The 24,934-nt window shown below is 71.9% G+C and carries 21 protein-coding genes; 10 read left to right on the top strand and 11 right to left on the bottom strand.

The features are described from left to right. Positions 1–509 precede the first annotated feature (509 nt). The 5 genes from ABZW32_RS11605 to ABZW32_RS11585 all read left to right on the top strand — a co-directional run bounded on the left by ABZW32_RS11605 (position 510) and on the right by ABZW32_RS11585 (position 5,535). Entirely contained in the window at positions 510–1,325 is an 816-nt protein-coding gene (locus ABZW32_RS11605) for a TraR/DksA family transcriptional regulator (protein ID WP_356214308.1), read from the top strand. A 65-nt stretch (positions 1,326–1,390) separates the two neighbouring features. Continuing rightward, positions 1,391–1,957: a signal peptidase II gene (lspA, locus tag ABZW32_RS11600; RefSeq protein WP_356214306.1), complete on the top strand. Its 567-nt coding sequence runs from the start codon at positions 1,391–1,393 to the stop codon at positions 1,955–1,957. Between the two features lie 98 nt (positions 1,958–2,055). Further along, positions 2,056–2,997 carry an RluA family pseudouridine synthase gene (locus ABZW32_RS11595; RefSeq protein ID WP_266577719.1) on the top strand — a complete coding sequence of 314 codons (942 nt, stop codon included), beginning with the start codon at positions 2,056–2,058 and terminating at the stop codon, positions 2,995–2,997. Then, a complete protein-coding gene (locus ABZW32_RS11590; RefSeq protein ID WP_356214304.1) occupies positions 2,994–3,458 on the top strand; it encodes a GNAT family N-acetyltransferase in 465 nt (154 codons plus the stop codon). The genes ABZW32_RS11595 and ABZW32_RS11590 overlap by 4 nt, the downstream gene beginning before the upstream one ends. A 484-nt stretch (positions 3,459–3,942) precedes the next feature. After that, the gene (locus ABZW32_RS11585; protein WP_356214302.1) at positions 3,943–5,535 is read left to right on the top strand and encodes a Na+/H+ antiporter; all 1,593 of its coding nucleotides are present in this window, start codon (positions 3,943–3,945) and stop codon (positions 5,533–5,535) included. Positions 5,536–5,615: 80 nt separating this feature from the next. Here ABZW32_RS11585 and ABZW32_RS11580 read toward each other — a convergent pair whose 3' ends face one another. From ABZW32_RS11580 to ABZW32_RS11565, 4 genes are all read right to left on the bottom strand, one after another. Continuing rightward, positions 5,616–6,146 (bottom strand): calcium-binding protein, encoded by a 531-nt coding sequence (locus ABZW32_RS11580; protein WP_356214300.1) that lies wholly within the window; start codon positions 6,144–6,146, stop codon positions 5,616–5,618. 154 nt (positions 6,147–6,300) lie between these two features. Continuing rightward, positions 6,301–7,008 carry a methyltransferase domain-containing protein gene (locus ABZW32_RS11575; protein WP_356214367.1) on the bottom strand — a complete coding sequence of 236 codons (708 nt, stop codon included), beginning with the start codon at positions 7,006–7,008 and terminating at the stop codon, positions 6,301–6,303. Between the two features lie 333 nt (positions 7,009–7,341). Next, positions 7,342–8,340, bottom strand: a complete 999-nt coding sequence (locus ABZW32_RS11570) for an SDR family NAD(P)-dependent oxidoreductase (protein ID WP_356214298.1) — start codon at positions 8,338–8,340, stop codon at positions 7,342–7,344. After that, entirely contained in the window at positions 8,337–9,518 is a 1,182-nt protein-coding gene (locus ABZW32_RS11565) for a UDP-N-acetylglucosamine--N-acetylmuramyl-(pentapeptide) pyrophosphoryl-undecaprenol N-acetylglucosamine transferase (RefSeq protein ID WP_356214296.1), read from the bottom strand. The genes ABZW32_RS11570 and ABZW32_RS11565 overlap by 4 nt, the downstream gene beginning before the upstream one ends. 74 nt (positions 9,519–9,592) lie before the next feature. Here ABZW32_RS11565 and ABZW32_RS11560 point away from each other — a divergent pair, with 74 nt between their 5' ends. Together ABZW32_RS11560 and ABZW32_RS11555 are read left to right on the top strand one after the other, a co-directional pair. After that, positions 9,593–10,276: a response regulator transcription factor gene (locus ABZW32_RS11560; protein WP_356214294.1), complete on the top strand. Its 684-nt coding sequence runs from the start codon at positions 9,593–9,595 to the stop codon at positions 10,274–10,276. Next, positions 10,273–11,652 carry a HAMP domain-containing sensor histidine kinase gene (locus ABZW32_RS11555; RefSeq protein ID WP_356214292.1) on the top strand — a complete coding sequence of 460 codons (1,380 nt, stop codon included), beginning with the start codon at positions 10,273–10,275 and terminating at the stop codon, positions 11,650–11,652. Before ABZW32_RS11560 ends, ABZW32_RS11555 begins: the two co-directional genes overlap by 4 nt. Before the next feature lie 17 nt (positions 11,653–11,669). On the opposite strand, the gene ABZW32_RS11550 is transcribed toward ABZW32_RS11555, so the two are convergent. Further along, positions 11,670–12,707 (bottom strand): mechanosensitive ion channel domain-containing protein, encoded by a 1,038-nt coding sequence (locus ABZW32_RS11550; protein WP_356214365.1) that lies wholly within the window; start codon positions 12,705–12,707, stop codon positions 11,670–11,672. Between the two features lie 63 nt (positions 12,708–12,770). Here ABZW32_RS11550 and ABZW32_RS11545 point away from each other — a divergent pair, with 63 nt between their 5' ends. Beyond that, positions 12,771–13,349 carry a dienelactone hydrolase family protein gene (locus ABZW32_RS11545; protein WP_356214290.1) on the top strand — a complete coding sequence of 193 codons (579 nt, stop codon included), beginning with the start codon at positions 12,771–12,773 and terminating at the stop codon, positions 13,347–13,349. Positions 13,350–13,480: 131 nt separating this feature from the next. Here ABZW32_RS11545 and ABZW32_RS11540 read toward each other — a convergent pair whose 3' ends face one another. The 5 genes from ABZW32_RS11540 to ABZW32_RS11520 all read right to left on the bottom strand — a co-directional run bounded on the left by ABZW32_RS11540 (position 13,481) and on the right by ABZW32_RS11520 (position 19,388). Beyond that, on the bottom strand, positions 13,481–14,437 hold the full coding sequence (locus ABZW32_RS11540) for a zinc metalloprotease (RefSeq protein ID WP_356214363.1): 957 nt from the start codon (positions 14,435–14,437) through the stop codon (positions 13,481–13,483). Positions 14,438–14,661: 224 nt separating this feature from the next. Continuing rightward, complete coding sequence (locus ABZW32_RS11535) at positions 14,662–16,344, bottom strand: alkaline phosphatase D family protein (RefSeq protein WP_356214288.1); 1,683 nt, start codon at positions 16,342–16,344, stop codon at positions 14,662–14,664. 119 nt (positions 16,345–16,463) lie between these two features. Further along, positions 16,464–17,258 (bottom strand): DsbA family protein, encoded by a 795-nt coding sequence (locus ABZW32_RS11530; protein ID WP_356214286.1) that lies wholly within the window; start codon positions 17,256–17,258, stop codon positions 16,464–16,466. Between the two features lie 53 nt (positions 17,259–17,311). After that, on the bottom strand, positions 17,312–18,001 hold the full coding sequence (locus ABZW32_RS11525; protein ID WP_356214284.1) for a hypothetical protein: 690 nt from the start codon (positions 17,999–18,001) through the stop codon (positions 17,312–17,314). Positions 18,002–18,062: 61 nt separating this feature from the next. After that, complete coding sequence (locus ABZW32_RS11520; RefSeq protein ID WP_356214282.1) at positions 18,063–19,388, bottom strand: DUF2252 domain-containing protein; 1,326 nt, start codon at positions 19,386–19,388, stop codon at positions 18,063–18,065. Positions 19,389–19,554: 166 nt separating this feature from the next. On the opposite strand from ABZW32_RS11520, the gene dnaE reads away from it, so the two are divergent. Then, the gene (gene dnaE, locus ABZW32_RS11515) at positions 19,555–23,097 is read left to right on the top strand and encodes a DNA polymerase III subunit alpha (RefSeq protein ID WP_356214280.1); all 3,543 of its coding nucleotides are present in this window, start codon (positions 19,555–19,557) and stop codon (positions 23,095–23,097) included. A 102-nt stretch (positions 23,098–23,199) separates the two neighbouring features. On the opposite strand, the gene ABZW32_RS11510 is transcribed toward dnaE, so the two are convergent. Beyond that, positions 23,200–23,367, bottom strand: a complete 168-nt coding sequence (locus ABZW32_RS11510; protein WP_167456802.1) for a hypothetical protein — start codon at positions 23,365–23,367, stop codon at positions 23,200–23,202. Between the two features lie 222 nt (positions 23,368–23,589). On the opposite strand from ABZW32_RS11510, the gene ABZW32_RS11505 reads away from it, so the two are divergent. Continuing rightward, positions 23,590–24,909 (top strand): NYN domain-containing protein, encoded by a 1,320-nt coding sequence (locus ABZW32_RS11505; protein WP_356214278.1) that lies wholly within the window; start codon positions 23,590–23,592, stop codon positions 24,907–24,909. The last annotated feature ends 25 nt before the right edge of the window (positions 24,910–24,934 follow it).

Here is a 24,934-nt window from a genome sequence, read left to right as displayed (position 1 = left end):
GGGTGTCAGTTCCGTCCGGAGGGACGAGAGCGCTGCTGCTCCCGCGGTACCACCCTCCTTGGCCCCCGGACAGGTCCGGCGGCCCCCTCATTGGGGTGCGAAGCCGGTTCTACTCGCCCCACGGGGATCCGTACGGCTTTCTTCCGGCGGCTCAGGGGTGATCCTTCACGTCGCGCTCGCCCCCGGGCTCTCACCGTCCCCGGGTCGCTCCTGGCTGCGTCCGACGCTACTCGTCCCCGTCCATGCCTCTCGCTGCGCCCAGTGTAAGGGCCGGGGCCCGGGTCGGCAGACCGGTTATCGGGGCGCAGGCGGCGTGACCCGGACGGGCTGATCGCCCGGTACGGGATCCGGTGGGGCGGGTGGGGCGGATTACGGGGCTTCCCGCTGGGCACAACGGATGCAGGTTGACCTCGATGGACGCGTGCCCCGTTGCCGTGCGGTCGGCGCCGATTTATCGTTCCGGCACGATTCGCGAACAAGATCACAGTATGTGAAAAGGGGCCGCGGCCATGGTGGCGAAGAAGACGGCGACGCAGGAGGTGGCTGCTGTGCCAGGCTCCACGCCTGCCGCCAAACGGGCTGCTCCGGCCGAGAAGACGGCGGCGAAGAAGACGGCGGCCAAGAAGACCGCTGCGAACAAGACCGCTGCGAACAAGACCGCTACGAACAAGGCCGCCGCGAAGAAGACCGCGGCACGGAAGGCCCCGGCGAAGGCGGCCGACGCCACGGCGACGAGGGCGGCCGCGAAGAGCACCACGGGCAAGGCGGCGGCCACCCCGGCCGCAGCCGAGGGGGCGGCCCCGGCCGCGCGGAAGACGGGAGCTCGGAAAGTGGTTGCCAAGAAGACTGCGGGTACGGCCAGGAAGACGGCCGCTGCGGCCACCAGCGGGCTCCCCAAGGCGCGGGCCACGGCGGCGGCCACCACGCCCGGTGAGCTCGCCGTACGCCCCGGCGAGGACCCCTGGACCGAGCGGGAGGTCGAGGAGGCCCGTACGGAGCTGGTCTCGGAGATCCTGCGGCTGCGCACCGAGCTCGACGCCTCCGAAGTGGCCATCACGGGCCTGATGCGGGACTCGGGAGACGGCGCGGGCGACGACCAGGCCGACACCGGGACCAAGAACATCACCCGGGAGTCCGAGCTGGCCCTCGCCGCGAACGCCACCTCGATGCTGGAGCAGACCGAGCGGGCCCTGGAACGGCTGGAGGCGGGCACGTACGGACTCTGCGAGAACTGCGGGCAGCCCATCGGCAAGGCGCGGATGCAGGTCTTCCCGCGGGCCACCCTGTGCGTGGACTGCAAGCAGAAGCAGGAGCGGAGGCACTAGGCACGAGGTGCGTCCCCTGACGTACTCTCGTGTCTCGTCGGGATCGAGCTAGTCGAGGGACTCACGTGGCAGAGGCGGAGCGCATCATCGGTACGCCGGAGGTCGGGGACGACGCCGAGCCGCAGCCTGGGCCGGACGCGCCCAGGGGGCGCCGGCGGATCGCGGCGCTGCTCGTCGTGGCGGTGCTCGCGTACCTGGTCGACCTCGGCAGCAAGATGCTGGTCGTGGCCCGGCTGGAGCACCAGCCCCCGATCCGGGTCCTCGGCGACCTGCTGCAGTTCAACGCGATCCGCAACCCCGGCGCCGCCTTCGGCTTCGGCGAGGCGTTCACGATCATCTTCACCTGCATCGCGGCGACGGTGATCGTGGTGATCGTCCGGCTGGCGCGCAAGCTGTACAGCCTGCCGTGGGCGATCGCCCTCGGTCTGCTGCTGGGCGGCGCGCTGGGCAACCTCACCGACCGGATCTTCCGCTCGCCGGGCGTGTTCCGCGGCGCGGTGGTCGACTTCATCGCCCCCGCCCACTTCGCCGTCTTCAACCTCGCGGACTCGGCGATCGTGTGCGGCGGCATCCTGATCGTCCTGCTGTCCTTCAAGGGCCTGGACCCGGACGGCACCGTCCACAAGGACTGATCGCGGGGCCCGTCCGGGGCCCGTCGCGGGCCCGGTCGCGGGCCGGTCCCGGGCCGATCGCGGGAATGGTCCTGCGCCGAGTCCTGCATACTCGACGGGTGAGTACGATTCCCGAGATCCGCACCCTGCCCGTTCCCGATGGCCTCGAAGGCGAGCGCGTGGACGCCGCCATCGCCCGTATGTTCGGTTTCTCCCGGACGAAGGCGGCCGAGCTGGCGTCGGAGGGGAAGGTCTCGGTCGACGGCAGCGTCGTCGGCAAGTCCGAGCGCGTGCACGGCGGCGCCTGGCTCGAAGTCGAGATGCCCGCCCCGCCGCGCCCGGTCGAGCTCGTCGCCGAGCCCGTGCCCGGCATGGAGATCGTCCACGACGACGACGACATCGTCGTGATCATGAAGCCGGTCGGCGTCGCCGCGCACCCGAGCCCCGGCTGGACCGGCACCACCGTCATCGGCGGCCTCGCCGCCGCCGGCTACCGGATCTCCACCTCCGGCGCGTCCGAGCGGCAGGGCATCGTCCACCGCCTCGACGTCGGCACCTCCGGCCTGATGGCCGTCGCCAAGTCCGAGCGCGCGTACACCTCGCTGAAGAACCAGTTCCGCGAGCGGGTCGTCGACAAGCGCTACCACGCGCTGGTGCAGGGCCACCCGGACCCGATGAGCGGCACCATCGACGCGCCGATCGGGCGCCACCCCAGTGCCGACTACAAGTGGGCGGTGACCCAGGACGGCAAGGCGTCCGTCACCCACTACGACCTGATCGAGGCGTTCCGCGCCGCGTCGCTGCTGGACATCAAGCTGGAGACGGGGCGCACGCACCAGATCCGCGTGCACATGTCCGCGCACCGCCACCCCTGCGTCGGCGACCTGACCTACGGTGCCGACCCGACCGTCGCCAAGCGGCTCGGGCTGACCCGGCAGTGGCTGCACGCCGTGCGGCTCGGCTTCGAACACCCGGCCGACGGGCAGTGGGTGGAGTTCGAGAGCGGCTACCCGGCCGACCTCCAGCACGCGCTGGACGTGATCCGGGCCGAGAGCCAGTGACGTCCGTCTCGGTGCGGGTGGCCTCCTCGGAGGCCGATCTGGCCGCCTGCTACGCGGTGCGGACCGACGTGTTCGTGGTCGAGCAGTCCGTGCCGGAGTCGATCGAGTACGACGCGTACGACGCGGTCGCGGTGCACGTGCTGGCCGTGGGCCCCGAGGGCGAGGCCCTGGGCACCGGACGCCTGCTGCACGGCCCCGAGGCCCTCGGCAAGACCGGCTCGCCCGAGGTCGGCTCGCTGGGGCGCCTCGCCGTACGGAAGTCCGCGCGCGGACTGGGCGTCGGGGTCGCGCTGGTCCGGGCGATCGAGACGGAGGCGGCCGGGCTGGGCCTGACGGCGGTCGACCTCGGCGCGCAGACGCACGCGATGGGCTTCTACGAGCGGCTCGGCTACGTGGCCTACGGGCCGGAGTTCCAGGACGCGGGCATCCCGCACCGCTCGATGCGGCGCGCTCTGCCGTAGCCCTGGGGTGCGGGTCCGCTGCCGGGGGCCAGCCCCCGGACCCCCGCGCCTCAATCGCCGGCGGGGCTGGATTTCGGCCGGCGGTCCACGCCCCCGACCGGGCCGTACCCCGGCCCCAGGCTGGTTCGGCCGGTCGGTCCGCGCCGAGCAGACCAGGCTCCGCCCCGGACCCCGCGCCTCAAACGCCGGCGAGGCTGGATTCTGGCCGGTCGCCGCTGTCGAGCGCCAGGCGGGCCGGATTGCGCGGAGCGCAATTCCAGCCCCGCCGGCGATTGAGGCGCGGGCGCGGAGCGCCGTGTCGTGACCCGCACCCGCGGGACCCGGAACACGAACCGGCCGCGCGGGCCGAGCTCCGGCGTGCCGGTGCGGTTGCACCGCAGGGGATCGGACCCGTGCGGGGCCGGGGATGGGCCGGGGCCGACACGCCGGGGTGGTGGCCCCCGTCCCCCGTAGCCCAGCGGCAGCGGCCTGGCAGGGTGGGGGAGTGGATCAGCTTGCTCTGCTGTTCGTGCTGCTGCTCGGGGCCGTCGTCACCGTTCCGCTCGGGGACCGGCTGGGGCTTCCCGCGCCCGTGCTGATGACCATCGTCGGGGTGGCGCTGGCCCTGGTGCCCGTCGTGCCGAACGTCGACATCCCGCCCGAGTACATCCTGCCGCTCCTGCTGCCCCCGCTGCTGTACGCCTCCGCGCAGCGCACCTCCTGGCGCCAGTTCGCGGCCAACGTGCGGCCGATCCTGCTGCTGGCCGTGGCCCTGGTCTTCGTGACCACCGCCGCCGTCGCGGCCGTCGCGAACGCCATCGTGCCGGTGCTGCCCGTCGCCGGGGCCGTCGCGCTCGGCGCGCTCATCGCCCCTCCCGACCCCGTCGCGGCCACCGCCGTCGCCGGATCGCTCGGGCTGCCCCGCAGGATGGTCTCGATCCTGGAGGGGGAGGGGCTGTTCAACGACGTCACCGCCATCGTGCTCTACCACGTGGCCGTCGCCGCCGTCGTCAGCGGAAGCTTCTCGTGGCCCGACGCGCTCGGGGAGTTCGTGCTGTCCGCCGTCGTCGCGGTGGCCGTGGGGTTCGGGCTCGGCTGGGTGACGCAGTGGATGATGGGCCGGCTCGGGGACGCCACGCTCCAGATCGGGCTGACGCTGCTCGTGCCGTTCGTCGCGTACGTGATGGCGGAGCAACTCCATGGCTCGGGGGTGCTGGCCGTCCTGACGACCGCCCTGTTCCTCGCCGAGTTCGCCTCGGACGCCGACGACGTGCTGGGCAGGCTGGCCGGGCACACCTTCTGGGAGATCGTCGACACGCTCGTCACCGGTGTGGCGTTCGGACTGATCGGGCTGGAGCTGCACAACGTCTTCGGCGTCGCGAAGGGCCGGGTCTGGGAGATGGTCGGCTGGGCGGCGGTCGTGATCGTGGTGGTCGTCGGCGTACGGCTGGTCTGGCTGCTCCCGGCGGGCTGGCTGGCGAAGAAGCTGCACCGCCGCCGCGACTACGACGAGGAGATCCCGCTGAGCTGGCGGGAGAGCGTGGTGATGTGGTGGGCCGGGATGCGCGGGGTGGCCTCGGTGGCGCTGGCCCTGGCCATCCCGCTGCGCACGGACGCGGGGGAGCCCTTCCCCGGCCGGGACGAGATCGTGTTCATCGCTTTCGCGGTGATCATGGTGACCCTGGTCTGCCAGGGGCTGACGCTGCCCTGGCTGGTGCGGCGGCTCGGGGTGGAGGCCGACGCGGACGCCGAGCGCGAGGGCCGGCGGCGGCTGGCGCTGCGCGCGGCGAAGGCGGCGAAGCGGCGGCTGAAGGAGATCGAACAGGTCGAGGACCTTCCCGAGGACCTGGTGGAGATCCTGTACCGGCGCGCCTACGACGTCGGGGCCAGGATCAGCCCCGACCTCGTCGACGAGGAGCGGCGGGAGGCGTACGGGAAGCGGGTGGAGCGGATCCGGGACGTGCAGCGGATCCAGCGGGAGATGATGTCCGCCGCCCGGCACGAGGTGCTGGCCGCCCGGAGCGAGCCGGGGGCGGACCCGGAGATCGTGGACCGGGTGCTGCGCCACCTGGACGTCCGCAGCCTGCGCAGTCCGTAGGAGGTGCGGGGGCCCGGTGGGCAGCTGCCGGACCGGGCCCACCGGTCCGGAGGGCTCCGTGCGGATGCTGCGGTGGCAGCTCAGGCGGGCAGGGGGACCAGGTGGTCACCGGGGATCCCGGCCAGACCGGGTGTGTAGTAGTCGCGGATGCCGTCGGCCCAGGCGGTCACCGTGATCCGGTCGTCGGCGTCCGGTCCGAACGCGTCGAACAGCAGGTTGATGTTCGGTACGTCGAAGCCCCAGGCGGTCATCAGGCCGAGGAAGCGGGGTCGTTCGATCAGGCCGTCCCCGTCGGGGTCGCCGAGTGCCGCCAGTGCGTCGGCGAACGCATGGGCGGCCGGGCCGAACCGCTCGGGGTCGAGCACCGATGCCTCGAACTCCCGCGGGCTGATCACACCGTCACCGTCGGTGTCCAGAGCTCCGACCAGCACGTCCCACCAGCGGCGCATGCTGTCCGCCAGCGCCTGCCTGGCCTCCGGCCGCGAGTCCGTGGCGACGGCCAGCACCCGGTCGGCGTTCAGCTCGAAGTCCTTGGCTTCGAGCACTCCGTTCCCGTTGGCGTCCAGCAGCTTGAAGATCAGCGCGACGCGCTGAGCGGCTTCGTTTCGCACGGTTTCTCTCTCCTCGCAGACCCCGGGGCCAGGACATCCCCGGCCCGATGCATGTCCCGTGGTGTTTTGTGCACCACGGACCGGGATCCCCATTCTTGGCGGTATTCGGCCGGCCTCCGGCTGCATTGATGTTTCTTCACACGGGCGGATGAAATCAGGCGAGGGGAAAGCCCGCGGATTGTTGCCGGGGGCCGACCGGGGCCCGGCCCCAGCAGGTGGCCATGGCGAAGAACGGCTCCCTGGTCATGGGGTCCTTCAGGTGCTCGACCGCCTCGTCGTAGACGGCCGCGGGCAGCCCGGCCGCCAGGAGCCTGTCCTTGGCCTGCTCCAACGTCAGCGCCAGGAACCGGCCGAACCCGGCATCGAGCCCCACGACCGGCAGGTGCGTGTGCATGCCCACGTCCCGCAACCCGAGCCCGGTCAACACCCGGGGATACTGGGCGGCGCAGTGCCTGTCGCTGCCGATCGTCTCGGCGATCATGCGCCAGTAGCCGGTGATCGTACGCCGGTACGCCTCGTGCGGGGACGTTTCGCCGCCGACCGCGAGGGAGTCGGAGACGACCAGCAGCCCACCGGGCTTGAGCCAGGACACCATGCGGCGGAGCACCTCCTCACGGTCCCGCAGGTGCATCAGCACGAACCGGGCGTGCACGAGGTCGAACCGGCCGGGGTGGAAGGCCGGGTCGGTGATGTCCGCCTCGATGACCCGCGCGCCCTCGGCCGAGAGGTGGCCGAGGAAGCGGACGTCGCGGTCGACGGCCGTGACCTGCCCGGCGGATGCGGCGACGGACGTGAGCCAGCCGCTCAGGGTGCCCGTGCCCGCGCCGACCTCCAGGCACGACCACCGGGCGTCGAGCCCCAGCGCGAGCAGGTTCTGCCGGCTCGTCGGATCGAACGCGTCGGCCAGACCGCCCAGCCGTTCGCGCTCGTTGCCGTGGGAGGCCGCGAAGAGCCTCTCTCCGTACCGTTCCGCCTCGTCCGTCGTGGTGATGGCGGCTCTCCTTCGGGGAATTCCTCCTCGGGCATTCTCCGGAGGAAAATGTGGGCTCCTGCCGCCCCTCGGAGTCCGGGATTTCCGGGGGCGCGAGGGAGCCTACATTCGGAATACCCGAGGATTGCGGAAAACCGTCGGCCCCTCACCTGGACGAGGGCGGATCGACCGCACGTTCGGCCCGCGAGATCCGGAAGGGACGGCCTACACCTGGTAGCGGTCCGGGGCGAAGAGGTGAGGGTTCGCCGCGATCCAGTCGGAGGTGCGGCGCAGGCCCTCCGGCAGGGAGACCTCGGGCTTCCAGCCCGCCCATGCGCGGGCGCGGGAGTTGTCCGAGAGGAGGCGCTGCACCTCGCTGCCCGAGGGGCGCAGCCGGGACGGGTCCACGACCACCTCCGCGTCCCGGCCCGAGGCCGTGATCAGCGCCCGCGCCAGCTCGCCGACGGATATCTCCTGGCCGCTGCCGAGGTTGACCACCTCGCCCAGCGCCCGGTCGCACTCCGCCACCGCGAGGAAGCCCTCGGCCGTGTCCGTCACGTACGTGAAGTCCCGGGTGGGGGACAGGGAGCCGAGGCGGACCTCGCGGGCGCCCGCGTGCAGCTGGGCCAGGATCGTGGGGATCACCGCGCGGGCCGACTGGCGCGGGCCGTAGGTGTTGAAGGGGCGCACCACCGTCACCGGCAGTTCGAAGGCGTGGTGGAAGGAGAGCGCCATCATGTCCGCGCCGATCTTCGAGGCGGAGTACGGGGACTGCGGCTGGAGCGGGTGGTCCTCCGCGATGGGCGCCGTGCGGGCCGTGCCGTAGACCTCGCTGGTGGAGGTGTGGACCAGGCGGCGCACGCCGTGCCGGCGGCAGGCCTCCGCCATGTTCTGCGTGCCGGTGACGTTGGTCTGCACGTACGCACCCGGCGAGGCGTAGCTGTACGGGATCCCGATCAGTGCCGCGAGGTGGAAGACGGTGTCGCAGCCGGCCACCGCGTCGCTGACCCGGCCCGCGTCGCGGACGTCGCCCGCCCACATCTCCACCGGGCCGTCGGGGTCGGCGAGGTAGCGGGCCAGGTGGCCCTTCTCGGCGTACGGCTTGTAGTGCACGAAGGCGCGGACCCGGGCGCCCCGAGCCACCAGCAGGTCCACCAGCGTCGAGCCGATGAAGCCCTCGGCCCCGGTGACGAGGACGGTGCGGTCGGTCCAGTTGTCGGTCATGCGTGCTCCAGGGTGGGAAGACGGACGCCGGCCACGCGGAGGACCTCCGCGGCCAGCAGTTCGGCGGCCCGCGCGTGCGGGCCGGGGTCGGCGGCGCCGGCCATCGACGCCAGCCGGGCCGGGTCGGCCAGCAGCGGCCCGATCAGACCGGCGAGGCGTTCGGCGGTGGCCTCGGCGTCGGACAGCAGCAGTCCCGCGCCCGCGTCGGACAGGACCCGGGCGTTGTGCGTCTGGTGGTCGCCCGGGGCGTGCGGGTAGGGCACGAGCACGGCCGGGACCCCGGTCGCCGACAGTTCGGCCACCGTCGCGGAGCCCGCCCGGCACACCACCAGGTCGGCGGCCGCGTAGACGAGGTCCATGCGGTCCAGGTACGGCAGGGCCCGCGCGATCCGCCGCCCGCCGGTCGCGGTGAGGTCCGCCTCCGTGTCGGGCAGCGCCGCCGGGCCCGTTTTGATCAGCAGCTGTACGTCGTCCCGCCCCTGCCAGAGCCCGGCCAGCGCGACGGCCGCCCGGGTGAGGCGTACGGCGCCCAGGCTGCCGCCGTTGAAGACCACCAGCCGTCGCCCCGGGGGGACCCGCAGGGCGTGCCGGGCCTCGGCGCGCAGCTCCGCCCGCTCCGGGCCGGGGAGCTCCGCGAGCCCCGCCAGTGCCGCGGAGATCGGCATTCCGGTGGTCAGGGCCCGCGCGCCGCCCGCCAGGTGGGCGCGGCTGCGGTCGAAGGCCACCGCGACGTGCGGGGTGAGCCGGGCCGCGAACCGGTTGGCCCGGCCGGGCACCGCGTTCGACTCGTGGATCACGGCCGGCAGCCCGGCCAGCCGGGCGCCGAGCACCGCCGGTGCGCTGGGATAGCCGCCCATGCCGACGACGGCGTGCGCGCCCTGCGCCTGGATCACCGAGCGGGCCTGGTGCGCCGAGCGCAGCAGCGCCGCGGGCAGCAGATAGCGCTTGGCGCCCAGCGCGGGGTCGAAGGGGATCATGTCAACGGTGTGCAGGCGGTAGCCGGCGCCCGGGATCAGCTCGGTCTCCAGGCCCCGCTCGGTCCCGATGAACGAGACCACGGCCCGCGGAACGGCCGCGCGCAGCGCCTCGGCGAGGGCGAGCCCCGGGTAGATGTGGCCGCCGGTGCCGCCCGCACCGATCACGACGGAGAGTGCCGCCGGTGTGTGTCGAGTGGTCATGGGACGCACACTCGCGGTGCGTCCTAAGAACGTTCTAAGAGGTTCTCATCGCTGTCTTTGGCAGGCTTTGTCCCATGAGGCAGCGGATTCTGGTGGTCGACGACGAGCCCGAGGTGCGGGCCGCCGTGGAGGACGGCCTGGCCATCGAGGGGTTCGAGGTGCGCGGAGCGCCGGACGGGCTGGCCGCGCTGTCCGAGGTGGCGCGCTGGGAGCCGGACGCGGTCGTCCTGGACGTGCTGATGCCGGTGCTCGACGGGCTGGGGGTGTGCCGGCAGCTGCGGGCGATGGGCGACCGTACGCCCGTGCTCGTCCTGACGGCGCTGGACTCCGTCAGCGAACGCGTCGACGGGCTGGAGGCCGGGGCCGACGACTACCTCGTCAAGCCGTTCGCACTGGACGAGCTGGTCGCGCGGGTGCGGGCCCTGCTGCGGCGGGCCGCCCCCGAGCCCCCGGGCGCCGCCCCGCTGGGCTTCGACGACCTCGTCCTGGACCCCGGGACCCGGACCGGCCGGCGGGGCGGACGGCTGCTGGAGTTCAGCCGGACCGAGGCCGCGCTGCTGGAACTGCTCCTGCGCCACCCCGGGCAGGTGCTTCCGCGCGAGCTGATCCTGGAACTGGTGTGGGGGCAGGACTTCGGGCCGGAATCCAACTCGCTCGCCGTGTACGTCGGCTACCTGCGCCGGAAGCTGGAGGCCGGGGGCGAGCCCCGGCTGGTCCACACCGTGCACGGGGTCGGCTACCGGCTGGACACCGCGTGAAACGCCGTGACCGGCGGCGGCGCGCCCCGTCCTGGCGCAGGCGGGGGCCACTGCGGACCCGGCTGGCGCTGTCCGTCACCGCGGCCGTGGCCCTGGTGGCCGTGGTGGTGTGCGTGACCGCGTTGTTCGTCGTACGGGACGCGCTGTACTGGCAGCTCGATCTCAACCTGACCCAGTCCGCCCGGCTCGCCGCGCAGCGGCACCCCGACGAGGTGCCCGGCACGCTGGCGGGGGAGTGCCGCTTCCTGGCCGCCCCCGCGTGCGCGGAGGTGGTCCCGGCCGACCCGGACCGGGACCCGTCCGCGCCGGGGCTGCTGCCCGTGGCCCCGGCCGCTCGGCAGGTCGCCGCCGGCACACGGGCCCCGTACTTCTCGAACATCACGGTGGACGGGCACCCCGCGCGGATGCTCACCACCGACTACGCCGAGGGACGGGCGCTCCAGGTGGCGCTGCGGGCCGACAGCGTCGAGGGGGGTACGGAGGAGGCCGCCTGGTGGCTCGTCCTGACGGCGGTGGCGGGGGTGCTGCTGGCCGCCGTACTCGGCCACTGGGTCTCCCGGACCGGCCTCGCCCCGGTGACCCGGCTGACCGCGACGGCCGAGCGGATCGCCGCGACCCGGGATCCGCGGCACCGGATCGAGCTGCCGCCGCCCGGGCGGGAGGACGAGATCACGCGGCTGGCCGGGAGCTTCAACACGATGCTCGGGGAACTGGAGCAGTCCGTCACCGCGCAGCGGCGGCTGGTCGCGGACGCCTCGCACGAGCTGCGGACCCCGCTGACGGCGCTGCGGACCAACGCGGAACTGCTGGCCCGGGCCGACCGGCTGACCACGGCGCAGCGCGAGCGGGCGGCGGCCGCGCTGGGGCGCCAGCTGCGGGAGGTGACGGGGCTGGTGAACGACCTGATCGAGCTGGCGCGGGACGAGGAGCCGACGCCGCTGGTGGAACAGGTGCGGCTGGACCTCCTCGTGCGGCACTGCGCGGAGGCGGCGGGGGCGCACTGGCCCGCGGTGGAGTTCCGTGTGGAGACGGCCGAGGCGGTGGTGCCGGGGGTGCCGGCGCGGCTGAGCCGGCTGGTGGGGAACCTGCTGGACAACGCGGCGAAGTTCAGCCCGCCGGGGCTGCCGGTGGAGGTGGAGCTGACGGTCCGCGACGGCGGCGCCCCCGAGCTGACGGTCCGCGACCACGGTCCGGGCATCGCCGCGCAGGACCTGCCGTACGTCTTCGACCGCTTCTACCGGGCCGGGACCGCCCGCGCCCTGCCGGGCTCGGGACTGGGGCTGGCGATGGCCCGGCAGATCGCGCGGGCGCACGCGGCGGAGCTGACGGCGCAGGCCGCACCCGGCGGCGGCGCGCTGCTGCGCCTGACGTTCTGACCGGTCCGCCCCCCCCGCTACGTGCGGGGGTCGGTCTCCGAGGTCGTGACGCGCGGGAAGGCGTACGGGTGCTGGGCGGACAGCCAGGTGACCAGCTGCTCGCGCACCGCGCAGCGCAGGGTCCACACCTCGTCGGCGTTCTTCGCCGTGACGACGGCGCGCACCACGATGGTGTTCGGGGTGGTGTCGGTGACGGCCAGGGATCCGGTGCGGCCGTCCCATTCGGGGATGTCCTTGAGGAGCTCCGCCAGCTTGTCCCGCATCAGGGCGACCGGCGCCGCGTGGTCGAGGTGGAAGAAGACGGTGCCGGTGATCTCGGCGCCGCCGCGCGACCAGTTCTCGTAGGGCTTGCTGGTGAAGTACGAGACGGGCATCGTGATGCGGCGTTCGTCCCAGGTGCGGACCACGAGGAAGGTCAGGGTGATCTCCTCGACCGTGCCCCACTCCTTGTCCACGACCACGGTGTCCCCGATGCGCACGGTGTCGCCGAAGGCGATCTGGAGTCCGGCGAAGAGGTTGCCGAGGGTGGACTGGGCGGCGATGCCGGCCACGATGCCGAGGACGCCGGCGGAGGCCAGCATCGAGGCGCCGGCCACCCTCATGGCGGGGAAGGTCAGCAGCATCGCGGCGACGGAGACCACCACCGCCACGGCGACGACCACCCGCTGGATCAGGGTGACCTGGGTGCGGACGCGCCGGACCCGGGCTTCGTTCGGGTGGGAGGCGGCGTAGCGGGAGTAGACGGAGTCCACGACGGCCGTGGCGATCCGCACGAGCAGCCAGGCGGTCGAGGCGATCATGAGCAGGGCCAGGACGTGCCCGACGGCGGCCCGGTGGGCGGGGAAGACGCCCGCCCGCCGGTACGAGGCCTGCAGCAGGCCCGTGGCCAGGACCAGCCGGAAGGGCGGGACGCAGCGGCGCAGCAGCCCCCACAGGGGGGTCTCGGTGTGCCGGGCGTCGGCCTTGCGCAGCAGCAGGTCGAGCAGCCACCCGGCGAGCAGGGTGAGGACCAGTACGGCGGCGAGGGCCACGACGGGACGCAGGACGTTCTCCATCTCCATACCCTGAACCTAACCGCGACGGGTCCCGCGACTCCTGCCTTCGCCGTGAATGGCACGATGGGAGGCATGAACATCGTGCTCTTCCATTCGACGTACGGGCTGCGGCCCGCGGTGCACGCGGCGGCCGACCGGCTGCGCGCGGCCGGACACCAGGTCCAGGTGCCCGACCTCTTCGAGGGGCGTACGTTCGCGACGGTCGAGGAGGGGATGGCCCACCAGGACGAGGTCGGCCGTGACGAGCTGCTCAAGCGGGCGGTCCTGGCCGTGGCGCCGTACTCCGACCGGGGTCTGGTCTACGCCGGTTTCTCCTACGGCGGCTCGGTCGCCCAGCACCTGGCGCTGGCCGACGACAAGGCGCGCGGACTGCTGCTCCTGCACGGCACGGCGGACCTGGACGAGGACGCCTTGGCCGACGAGCTGCCGGTGCAGCTGCACGTCGCCGATCCGGACCCCTTCGAGCCGCACGACTGGCTGACCGCCTGGTACCTGCGGATGCGGCGGGCCGGGGCGGACGTGGAGGTGCACACCTATCCGGGGGCCGGTCACCTCTTCACGGACCCGGACCTGGACGACTACGACGCCGAGGCGGCGGAGGAGACCTGGAAGGTCGCGCTCGGCTTCCTCGACAGCCTGTAGGGGCGCGGGCAGGTCGTAGGACGGGGCAGGGCCCCCGGCGGTGACGCCGGGGGCCCTGCCGTTCGCGCGGGAGGCGCGGTGGAGCGGATGGAGCGGGTGGAGCGGACGGAGCGGGGAGGACCGGCCGCGGGTCAGGCGCGGTAGGCCGTCCACATGCTCTTCATGCGCGCCACCTGGCCGGCCGTGAACTGGTACATGCAGGAGTCGTACGTGTAGTCCATGAAGTTGTGGATCGGGTCGGCGCCCGGCGCGGTGCAGGTGTCGCGCCCGGTCGGGCACTCGAAGGCCGCGCTGGCCTCGGCCGGGGTGTCGGAGACGGAGTCGCCGCTGCCCGTGCAGCCGCCCTGGAAGGTGTGGTAGAGACCCATCCAGTGGCCGACCTCGTGGGTGGCGGTGTCGCCCTCGTTGTAGTTGGTGGCGGAGCCGCCGGGCAGCGAGGAGTTGAGGATGACGACGCCGTCCATCTTGGGCGCCGAGGCGTAGGAGCTGGGGAAGGTCGCCCAGCCCAGGAGCCCGCCGCCGAGGTTGGCGGTGTAGAGGTTGAGCGCGTTCTTGCCGCCCTTGCGCAGGGCGTTCTTCATGTCCTTCTCGGCCTTGGTGCCGTCCGAGACGTTGTACCAGGTCGAGTTGTCGGTGTAGTCGGTCCCGGCCAGGCTGAACTGGTAGCCGGAGTTGACGTTGCCGGTGCCCTGGCCCGCGTAGGCCGCGTTGAGGACCGAGATCTGGTTGTTGATCTGGGCGGCCGTCAGCTTGCCGGTGGTGCCGGAGGTGATGACGTGCACGTAGACCGGGATGGTCGTGACGGCGGCCGCGGCGCCGGCGCGCATGCCCTCGCTCTGCTGGGGGGAGAGCTGGAGCTGGGAGAGCTTCTTCTTCAGGTCGGCGTCCATGGCCTTGACCTGGGCGGCGCTGATCTCGTTGGGGTCGGCCGCGTGGTGGTCCTTGGGCCGGGCCACGCGGGCGTTGGCAGGGGCGGAGCCCTGCTCGGCACAGACCTCGGCGGGGGTCTTCGCCGCGGCGGCGGCGACCGTGGTCGGGGCCGTCAGAGGGGCGAAGGCCAGGGTGGAGGCCAGGACGGCCGTGCCCATGAGGCGGCGGCGGAGAAGGGGGGATATGCGGGCGACGGCGCGCACGTTGACTCCTCGCGAAGCGTGGTGGGGGGTGAGGTATTTCCTCACGCTGGCCGGAAGCTTACGTGTGCATGTCATTCAGTTAGCAAGTACCCGGAGGTTAAAGATTTGTTGCCGATGGTGCGATAGGGGCCCCTGGTCTTGCGTCAGGAGCCCCTACCGACCGCAGATTTGACGGTGCGTCAGTAAACCGGGCGGTCGGCCCGCTCCACCTTCTGCGTGCCGCTCGGCGTGCGGTACGAGCGCTGCCAGGAGGAGGTCGCGTCCTGGCGCCGCTTGTCCGAAACCACGTAGTAGTCCATCTGCGAGCGCTCGGCCGTCACGTCCAGGACGCCGTAGCCGTGGGCGTCCATGTCCACCCACTTGACGTGCCAGTTCGCGGCCTTGACGGCCGACTCCGCGACCAGCGACAGGGTGTCCGGCAGGACGTGCAGCGTGTCGTCGAGGTTGTCGGAGGTCACCGAGGTCACCACGAACTCGGTCGCCGCCGTCCCGGAGCCCGGGTACGTAGCCTTCTCCACCGGGAGCTCGTTCGCGAACGACATGTGGATGTCGCCGGTCAGGAACACCGTGTTCTTGATGTTCTTCTCCTTCAAGTGGCCCAGGAGTTCCTTGCGGTCGTCCGTGTAGCCGTCCCACTGATCCACATTGATCGCTATTCCACCCTCGGGCAGGCCGAGCAGCTTGGTGAGCGGCTTCAGCAGGTGCGCGGGCAGCGCGCCGAAGGCCAGCGGCGAGATCATCACCGAGGTGCCCACCAGCTGCCAGGACGCGTTCGAGGACGCCAGCCCGGCCTTGAGCCAGTCCAGCTGGGCCCGTCCGGTGATGGTGCGCTCGGGGTCGTCCACCGAGCCGCTGCCGACCTTCGCCTGCTGCGAACGGAAGCTGCGCAGGTCCAGCAGGTGCAGGTCGGCGAGGGTGCCGAAGCGCAGTCGCCGGTAGACGGTACCCGCGATGGAGGGGCGGACGGGCATCCACTCGAAGTAGGCCTGCTTGGCGGCGGCCGCGCGGGCCGCCCAGTCGCCCTCGGCGCCGGGGGTGTGGTTCTCCGCGCCGCCGGACCAGGAGTCGTTGGCGAACTCGTGGTCGTCCCAGATGGCGACGATCGGGTGCGCCGCGTGCAGGGCCTGGAGGTCGGCGTCCGTCTTGTACTTGCCGTGCCGGGTGCGGTAGTCGGCCAGCGAGACGATCTCGTTGCGGGGCTCGTGCGGGCGCACGACGTACTTGGCCTCCGGGTAGGTCCCGGTGGCGTACTCGTAGATGTAGTCGCCCAGGTGCAGGACCGCGTGCAGGTCGGCGCGGGCGGCCAGGTGCCGGTACGCCGAGAAGTAGCCGGACTCCCAGTTGGCGCAGGACACCACGCCGAAGCGCACGCCCGGGGTGCGGGTGTCGGCGGCCGGGGCGGTCAGGGTCCGTCCGGCCGGGGAGACGGCGTCGCCGGCGGTGAACCGGTACCAGTACGGGGTCTGCGGGCGCAGTCCGCGCACGTCGGCCTTGACGGTGTGGTCGGCGGCGGCGCGGGCGGTGACGGAACCGCTCGCGACGATCCGGGAGAAGGCCTTGTCCTCGGCCACCTCCCAGCCCACCGCGGTGTCCGGGCCGAGGCCGGAGCCGGGGACGGACTCCGCGGTCGGGGTGACGCGGGTCCACAGCAGGATCCCGTCGGGCAGCGGGTCGCCCGAGGCGACGCCGTGCAGGAAGGCGGGGGCGGATCCGGCCGCGTGGGCGGCGGAGGCGCCGAGCGCGGCGATCGGCGCGAGCGCGGCCGTGGCGGCGGCGGCCAGGACGACCGAACGGCGGCGCGGATGTGCCGGGCGGGCGGCCGTGGCGGCGCCGTCGGCGGAGGGGGTGAGATGACTGGTCACGGGCGGTCATATTACTGATCGGTATTCAGCCAGGAACAGTCACGAAAAGGGAACGGGTGGGCGAACTCTGGGAGTTCACCCACCCGTTGTCCGCCCAATTGCGGCCGGATGTGGACGGATCAGCCGGCCAGGGCCTTGTCGATCGCGGCCGTGAAGGCCTCCGGCGTCGCCGGGGTGTCGATCTTCTTGCCGTCCATCTTCAGCGTCGGGGTGCCCGTCACCCCGGACTTGTTGAAGGCCTTCGACATGTCCATCGCCCACCGGTCGTACGTACCGTCCTCGACGGCCTTCTTGAACTCGGCGTTGCCCTTGAGCGCCGGAACCGTGTCCGCGACCTTGATCAGGTAGTCGTCCTTGGCGAAGCTGTCGACGCTCTCGTCGGGGTGCAGGTCCTTGGAGTACAGCGCGGCCTTGTAGTCGAGGAAGGCCTGCGGGCTGACGTTCAGCGCCGCGCCCAGCGCGCTCAGCGCGTTCTTCGAGCCCTCGCCCTTCGACGCGTTGTCGATGAAGGTGGCACCGAAGTACCGGAGCTTGTACTTGCCGGCGTCGACGTCCTTCTTGACCTGCTCGCCGGAGGACTGCTCGAAGGCGGCGCACGCCGGGCAGCGGGAGTCCTCGTAGATCTCCAGGGTCTTCTTGGCCTCGGGCTTGCCGATGACGACGGTCAGGCCGTCCGCGCCCTCGGTGTTCTTCGGCTTGACCAGGGTGGCGTCGGCGGCCTTCTCCCAGTGGCCGGGCTCGCTGCCCTTGACGACCAGGTAGCCGACGCCCGCCGCCAGGGCCAGGACGGCGACGATCCCGCCGGCCACGAACACCTGGCGGCGCGCCTTGTCCTTCTTGGCCTGCTTCTCGCGCTCTATGCGCAGCTTCTCGCGGGCGGCGGCCTTGTTCTGCTGGCTGTTGCGTGCACTCATGACGATCTCCGTGGGACGTGGAAGGACGAGGGGAGGGGACTGCCGTACGTACGTCAGGCGCTCGCGAGCGCCGCGCGTACGGGAGGTCCCCTCCGTCCCACGGAATGCGCCGGGAAGCGGGTACGGGCGGCCGTGCCCGGGAACCGCGGGCGCAGCGCCCGCCCGGCGGGCCCGGCGCCCGCCGTCACCGAGGCGACCGCCAGCAGCAGCGGCCGGAACGCCAGGGCGGCCACCGCACGCAGCAGCCGGGCCAGGGCCCGCTCGCCGTGCCGCAGCCACGCGGCGGCCAGCAGCCCGACGCCGACGTGCCCGCCCAGCAGCAGCCAGGGCGTCCACGGCCCGGGGGCGGCCAGCAGGACGGCGGGATCGCCGACGGGTCCGCCCACCGTGGTCAGCGGGCCGCCCACCGGGGTCCCGCCGCACAGCCCGTCCAGGCCCAGCGCGTGCAGCGGCCCGGAGACCGGACCGCCCGCCGGGCCGTAGCAGACGCGCTGCCCGGCGGTGAAGACCGTGTCGGCGGCCAGTTCCAGCGGGACCAGCAGCCCGGCGATCGGCCCGAAGCCCCGCTCGCGGCCCGCCAGCGCGAACGCGATCGCGAAGACCCCCGCGAAGGCCCCGGCGGCCAGCAGGGGCGGCAGCGGGACCCGGGACAGGAGCACGTGGGAGCCCGCCGAGAGCAGCACGACGAGCGCGCTGAACAGCGCGGCACGCAGTGCCCTCGGTCCTGCCCCTGATATGTCCATCGTCGCGAGTCTTTCATGCCTCCCTGTGAATCCAGGGCCCCGGGCCGCCGCGGCGGTGGGACTACGGCATGATCCGGCCGTTGCGGAACAGGTCCACGAAGATCTGGTGGTCGGCGCGCGCCCGGGCCCCGTAGGCGTGCGCGAAGTCCACCAGGAGCGTCGCGAAACCCTCCTCGTCGGCGGCGATCGCCGCGTCGATGGCCCGCTCGGTGGAGAAGGGGACCAGGGACTGGCCGCTCTCCGCGGCGTCGGCCGCCGCGTGCATGGTGGCCGTGGCCCGGCCCAGGTCCGCGACGACCGCCGCGATCTCCTCCGGGTCGTCCAGGTCGGACCAGTCCAGGTCCACCGCGTACGGGGAGACCTCCGCGACCAGCTGCCCGGCCCCGTCCAGCTCCGTCCAGCCCAGCCACGGGTCGGCGTGGGCCTGGAGGGCGCGCTGCGAGATCACCGTGCGGTGGCCCTCGTGCTCGAAGTACTCGCGCACCGCCCGGTCGGTGATGTGCCGGGACACGGCCGGGGTCTGCGCCTGCTTGAGGTAGATCACGACGTCGTTCTCCAGGGCGTCGCTGTGCCCCTCCAGCAGGATGTTGTACGAGGGCAGGCCGGCCGAGCCGATGCCCACGCCCCGGCGGCCCACGACGTCCTTGACCCGGTAGGAGTCCGGGCGGACCAGGGACTCCTCGGGCAGGGTCTCCAGGTACCCGTCGAAGGCGGCCAGCACCTTGTACCGGGTGGCCGCGTCCAGCTCGATCGCGCCCCCGCCGTCGGAGAAGCGGCGCTCGTGGTCGCGGATCTCCGTCATGGAGTCCAGCAGGGAGAAGCGGGTGCGGGAGCGGGCCGAGCGCAGGGCGGAGAGCAGCGCGCCCTCGGCGGTGTCCAGGGTGAAGGAGGGGACCTCCTCGTGCTTGGCCCCGGCCGCCAGGTGGTGGATCCGCTCCCGGTAGGCGTCCGCGTAGACCCGCACCAGCTCGCTGATCTGGTCGTCGCCGAGGGCCTTGGTGTAGCCGATCAGGGCGACGGAGGCGGCGAAGCGCTTCAGGTCCCAGGTGAAGGGGCCGACGTAGGCCTCGTCGAAGTCGTTGACGTTGAAGACGAGCCGGCCGTTGGAGTCCATGTACGTGCCGAAGTTCTCGGCGTGCAGGTCGCCGTGGATCCACACCCGGCCCGTCTGCTCGTCCAGGTACGGGCCGCCGTGCCGGTCGCGCTCCAGGTCGGCGTAGAAGAGGCAGGCGGTGCCCCGGTAGAAGGCGAAGGCCGAGGCCGCCATCTTCCGGAACTTGACCTGGAAGGCGGCGGGGTCGGCCGCGAGCAGCTCTCCGAAGGCTGTGTCGAACACGTCGAGTATCTGCTCGGCGCGCTGCTCGTCGGTCGTCTCGGGTACCGCCATGGCGGATCCTCCTGATGGCGCTGGTCGATCACGTACGGGATCGCATTTCGGACAGGTGTCCTTGGGTCTGCAACGGATGAAGGTACCGGTCGGTGCCCCGTTTGTGTCAGCCGGGAGACGTAGGATTCAAAGCTGCCGCCCCTCTCTCCCCCCGGAGGCTCCCACCGTGACCAAGACGCCGTTCACGCACCTGCACGTCCACACCCAGTACTCGCTGCTGGACGGTGCCGCGCGGCTGAAGGACATGTTCAACGCGTGCAACGAGATGGGCATGACGCACATCGCGATGTCCGACCACGGCAACCTCCACGGGGCGTACGACTTCTTCCACACCGCCCAGAAGGCCGGGATCACCCCGATCATCGGCATCGAGGCATATGTCGCACCCGAGTCCCGGCGCAACAAGCGGCGCATCCAGTGGGGCCAGCCCCACCAGAAGCGCGACGACGTGTCCGGTTCCGGTGGCTACACCCACAAGACCATCTGGGCCTCGAACGCCACCGGCCTGCACAACATCTTCCGGCTGTCCTCCGACGCGTACGCCGAGGGCTGGCTCACGAAGTGGCCGCGGATGGACAAGGAGACCATGTCCAAGTGGTCCGAGGGCCTGATCGCCTCCACCGGCTGCCCGTCCGGCGAGGTGCAGACCAGGCTGCGCCTCGGCCAGTTCGACGAGGCCGTGCAGGCCGCCTCCGACTACAAGGACATCTTCGGCGAGGGCCGCTACTTCCTGGAGCTGATGGACCACGGCATCGAGATCGAGCGCCGGGTCCGCGACGGCCTGCTGGAGATCGGCAAGAAGCTCGGCATCCCGCCGCTGGTCACGAACGACTCGCACTACACGTACGCGAGCGAGGCCACCGCGCACGACGCCCTGCTCTGCATCCAGACCGGCAAGAACCTCTCGGACCCGGACCGCTTCCGCTTCGACGGCACCGGCTACTACCTCAAGTCGACCGACGAGATGTACGCGATCGACTCCTCGGACGCCTGGCAGGAGGGCTGCGCCAACACCCGGCTGGTCGCGGACCAGATCGACACCGAGGGCATGTTCAAGTTCCGCAACCTCATGCCGAAGTTCGACATCCCGGACGGTCACACCGAGGTCAGCTGGTTCCGCGAGGAGACCATGCGCGGCATGCACCGCCGCTACCCCGGGGGCATCCCGGACGACCGGATGCAGCAGGCCGAGTACGAGATGGACACGATCATCTCGATGGGCTTCCCGGGCTACTTCCTCGTGGTCGCCGACTTCATCATGTGGGCCAAGAACCAGGGCATCGCGGTGGGCCCCGGCCGAGGCTCCGCGGCCGGTTCGATCGTCGCCTACGCCATGGGCATCACCGACCTCGACCCCCTCACCCACGGCCTGATCTTCGAGCGGTTCCTGAACCCCGAGCGCGTCTCCATGCCCGACGTCGACATCGACTTCGACGAGCGTCGGCGCGTCGAGGTGATCAGGTACGTGACCGAGAAGTACGGCGCCGACAAGGTCGCCATGATCGGCACGTACGGCACGATCAAGGCCAAGAACGCGATCAAGGACTCCGCGCGCGTCCTGGGCTACCCGTACGCCATGGGCGACCGCCTCACCAAGGCCATGCCCGCCGACGTCCTCGGCAAGGGCATCCCGCTCTCCGGCATCCTCGACCCGCAGCACCCCCGCTACGGCGAGGCCGGCGAGATCCGCGGGATGTACGAGAACGAGCCGGACGTGAAGAAGGTCATCGACACCGCCCGCGGCGTGGAGGGCCTGGTCCGCCAGATGGGCGTGCACGCCGCCGGCGTGATCATGTCCAGCGAGACGATCACCGACCACGTGCCCGTCTGGGTGCGGCACACCGACGGCGTCACCATCACCCAGTGGGACTACCCGAGCTGCGAGTCGCTCGGCCTGCTGAAGATGGACTTCCTGGGCCTGCGCAACCTCACGATCATGGACGACGCCGTCAAGATGGTGAAGGCCAACAAGGGGATCGACATCGATCTCCTGGCCCTCCCGCTCGACGACCCCAAGACCTTCGAACTGCTCGGCCGCGGCGACACCCTCGGCGTCTTCCAGTTCGACGGCGGCCCCATGCGCTCCCTGCTGCGCCTGATGAAGCCGGACAACTTCGAGGACATCTCCGCCGTCTCGGCCCTGTACCGGCCGGGCCCGATGGGCATGAACTCGCACACGAACTACGCCCTGCGCAAGAACAAGCAGCAGGAGATCACCCCGATCCACCCGGAGCTGGAAGGGCCGCTCGAAGAGGTGCTCGCGGTCACCTACGGCCTGATCGTCTACCAGGAGCAGGTCCAGAAGGCCGCCCAGATCATCGCCGGGTACTCGCTCGGCGAGGCCGACATCCTGCGCCGCGTGATGGGCAAGAAGAAGCCCGAGGAACTGGCGAAGAACTTCGTCATCTTCGAGGAGGGCGCCAGGGGCAAGGGCTTCAGCGACGCGGCGATCAAGGCGCTCTGGGACGTCCTGGTCCCCTTCGCCGGCTACGCCTTCAACAAGGCCCACTCGGCCGCGTACGGCCTGGTCTCCTACTGGACCGCCTACCTCAAGGCGAACTTCCCGGCGGAGTACATGGCGGGGCTCCTCACCTCGGTCAAGGACGACAAGGACAAGTCCGCGATCTACCTGAACGAGTGCCGGCGCATGGGCATCAAGGTGCTCCCGCCGAACGTCAACGAGTCCGAGCCGAACTTCGCCGCCCAGGGCGACGACGTGATCCTCTTCGGCCTCACCGCCGTGCGCAACGTCGGCCAGAACGTCGTCGAGTCGATCATCAAGACCAGGAAGAGCAAGGGGAAGTACTCCACCTTCCCCGACTTCCTGGACAAGGTCGAAGCCGTCGTCTGCAACAAGCGCACCGTCGAGTCGCTGATCAAGGCCGGAGCCTTCGACGAGATGGGCCACACCCGCAAGGGTCTGGTCGCCCACCACGAGCCGATGATCGACAACGTGGTCGCCGTCAAGCGCAAGGAGGCCGAGGGACAGTTCGACCTCTTCGGCGGAATGGGTGACGAGGGCGCGAGCGACGAGCCCGGCTTCGGCCTCGACGTGGAGTTCTCCGACGTGGAGTGGGAGAAGTCCTACCTGCTCGCCCAGGAGCGCGAGATGCTCGGCCTGTACGTCTCCGACCACCCGCTCTTCGGCCTGGAGCACGTCCTCTCCGACAAGACCGACGCCGGGATCTCCCAGCTGACCGGCGGCGAGCACTCCGACGGCGCCGTCGTCACCATCGGCGGCATCATCTCCGGCCTCCAGCGCAAGATGACCAAGCAGGGCAACGCCTGGGCCATCGCCACCGTCGAGGACCTCGCCGGATCCATCGAGTGCATGTTCTTCCCCGCGACGTACCAGCTCGTCTCCACCCAGCTGGTCGAGGACACGGTCGTCTTCGTCAAGGGCCGCCTCGACAAGCGCGAGGACGTCCCCCGGCTCGTCGCCATGGAGATGATGGTCCCCGACCTCTCCTCCGCCGGGACCAACGCCCCCGTCGTCCTCACCATCCCGACCGTCAAGGTCACCCCGCCGATGGTGACCCGTCTGGGCGAGATCCTGCGCCACCACAAGGGCAACACCGAGGTGCGGATCAAGCTCCAGGGCCCGCGGACCACCACCGTGCTGCGCCTGGACCGGCACCGGGTCCAGCCCGACCCGGCGCTCTTCGGCGACCTCAAGGTGCTCCTCGGCCCCTCCTGCCTGGCCGGCTAGACCGAACGGGCCCGCGTCCGTACGCGCGGACCCGCGGCCACGCGAGAGCGAGGGCGCGCCCGGAGATCCGGGCGCGCCCTCGCGCGTAAGCGGGCCGCGGCGTCAGTTGTGGCCGAAGCGCTTCTGCTTGCCCTTGTGGGCCATGTCCAGCGGGCTCGGCGACTGGGAGGAGCGCTCGTCCGGCGCGGACTCCATCGACGCCTTCGACGGATCCTGCGCCGATCGCGGCTGCTGCTTGGCCGGCTGCTTCTGGTTCTTGTTCTTGGCCATGGGATGCCTCCGTGGGGGGTGTAGGGGCCAGGGCCGCCTTCACACTCACACACCCGCACAACCCACGCATTTTGGATCATTACTGCGCGTAGTGGAGCCCCTCGTCCGGCCCGCCGGGAGATCCGCCACGCCGATGATCGAGTTCCGGCCGTCAACACCCTTGCGGTCGGGCAGACTCGGGGAAAACCTAACGAGTACCCCCTGGGAACCCCACGGAAGAGGGTGGAACGCGTGGACCGCTGCGTCGTCCTGGTGGACGCCGGATACCTGCTCGGCGCCGCCGCGAGCCTCCTCGCCGGAGAGCCCTCCCGCTCCCGCATCACCGTCGACCACACCGCCCTCATCCAGGGCCTGCGCGAGCGGGCCGAGGCCGACACCGAGCAGCCCCTCCTGCGGATCTACTGGTTCGACGGGGCCCCCGACCGGGTGCCGCAGCCCGAACACCGCCGGCTGCGCGTCATGCCCCGGGTCACCGTCCGCCTCGGCGCCCTGACCCGCAGCGACGGCCGCTGGGCGCAGAAGGGCGTGGACGCCGCCATGCACGCCGAACTCACCGAACTCGCCCGCAACCGGGCCTGCTCCGACGTGGTCCTGGTCACCGGCGACGGCGACCTGCTCCCCGGCCTGATGTCCGCCAAGGAACACGGGGTCGCCGTCCACCTGTGGGCCGTCCAGGCCGCCGACGGCGACTACAACCAGTCCGAGGACCTCGTCGCCGAAGCCGACGAACGCCGCGTCCTGGACCGGGCCTGGATCACCCGGGCCGTCCGCGCCCGCGACCTGGCCGGGCTCTGCCCCCCGCCGCCCGCCCCGCGCCCCGAGATCGCCGCGATCCTCTCCGCGCCCCTGCCCGAGGCGGCCCTCGCCGAAGCCGCCCGCAACGGCAACGGCGCCGCCCCGGGCACCGCCGACCGGGAAGCCCCCGCCAACCCCCCGAACGGCGCACCCGTACCGGCGCCCGCCACCGAAGGCGCCAAGCCCGTCCCCACCCCCAAGGACCTCGCCTCGCTGCGCGCCCCCGGCCCGGCCCCGGCCGACCGGCAGGTCCAGAGCACCCCGGCCCCGGCCGGCAGCGCCCTGCGCTGGTCCTCCGACCGGGGCTGGATCGACCGCGCCGGACCGCTCGGCGAACCGGCGGAGACCGCCTCGCTGCCCACCCTCGCCCAGCTCACCAGCGCCGAACAGCGCTGGGCGGACCGCGAGGAGGACATCACCACCGTCGGCGGCGACCCGTTCGAAGTCGGCCAGGTGTTCGCCCGCCGCTGGATGGAACGCCTCCCGGAGACGGTCCACCTGCAGAAACTGTCCACCATGTACCCGCGCGTCCCGCACCGCATCGACGGGGAGCTGCTCCGCTACGCCGCCCGGTTCGGACTCCTCGCGCACAAGGACGACCAGATCGACGAACACGACCGCTACGCCATCCGCGCCGGGTTCTGGCGCGAGATCGACGTCCGCGCGGCGGCCGAGCACGTCGGCGCCGCACCGGGCACGGCGGGCGCCCCGGTGCCCTCCGGCCCGCCGACCCCGGCGGCCGAGTAGGGGCGGAAGCCGCGTAGGCTGCTCC

Source organism: Streptomyces sp. NPDC004667 (genome assembly GCF_040609475.1).
Taxonomy (GTDB): domain Bacteria; phylum Actinomycetota; class Actinomycetes; order Streptomycetales; family Streptomycetaceae; genus Streptomyces.
This window is presented reverse-complemented; position numbering and strand designations above follow the sequence as displayed.

What these genes read in the sequence shown, in the direction of transcription:
- ABZW32_RS11605 (WP_356214308.1), top strand. Translation starts at nt 510, where the DNA reads ATGGTGGCGAAGAAGACGGCGACGCAGGAGGTGGCTGCTGTGCCAGGC.
- ABZW32_RS11570 (WP_356214298.1), bottom strand. Translation starts at nt 8,340, where the DNA reads ATGACCGACAACTGGACCGACCGCACCGTCCTCGTCACCGGGGCCGAG.
- ABZW32_RS11565 (WP_356214296.1), bottom strand. Translation starts at nt 9,518, where the DNA reads ATGACCACTCGACACACACCGGCGGCACTCTCCGTCGTGATCGGTGCG.
- ABZW32_RS11560 (WP_356214294.1), top strand. Translation starts at nt 9,593, where the DNA reads ATGAGGCAGCGGATTCTGGTGGTCGACGACGAGCCCGAGGTGCGGGCC.
- ABZW32_RS11550 (WP_356214365.1), bottom strand. Translation starts at nt 12,707, where the DNA reads ATGGAGAACGTCCTGCGTCCCGTCGTGGCCCTCGCCGCCGTACTGGTC.
- ABZW32_RS11545 (WP_356214290.1), top strand. Translation starts at nt 12,771, where the DNA reads ATGGGAGGCATGAACATCGTGCTCTTCCATTCGACGTACGGGCTGCGG.
- ABZW32_RS11540 (WP_356214363.1), bottom strand. Translation starts at nt 14,437, where the DNA reads ATGGGCACGGCCGTCCTGGCCTCCACCCTGGCCTTCGCCCCTCTGACG.
- ABZW32_RS11530 (WP_356214286.1), bottom strand. Translation starts at nt 17,258, where the DNA reads ATGAGTGCACGCAACAGCCAGCAGAACAAGGCCGCCGCCCGCGAGAAG.
- ABZW32_RS11525 (WP_356214284.1), bottom strand. Translation starts at nt 18,001, where the DNA reads ATGGACATATCAGGGGCAGGACCGAGGGCACTGCGTGCCGCGCTGTTC.
- ABZW32_RS11520 (WP_356214282.1), bottom strand. Translation starts at nt 19,388, where the DNA reads ATGGCGGTACCCGAGACGACCGACGAGCAGCGCGCCGAGCAGATACTC.
- ABZW32_RS11510 (WP_167456802.1), bottom strand. Translation starts at nt 23,367, where the DNA reads ATGGCCAAGAACAAGAACCAGAAGCAGCCGGCCAAGCAGCAGCCGCGA.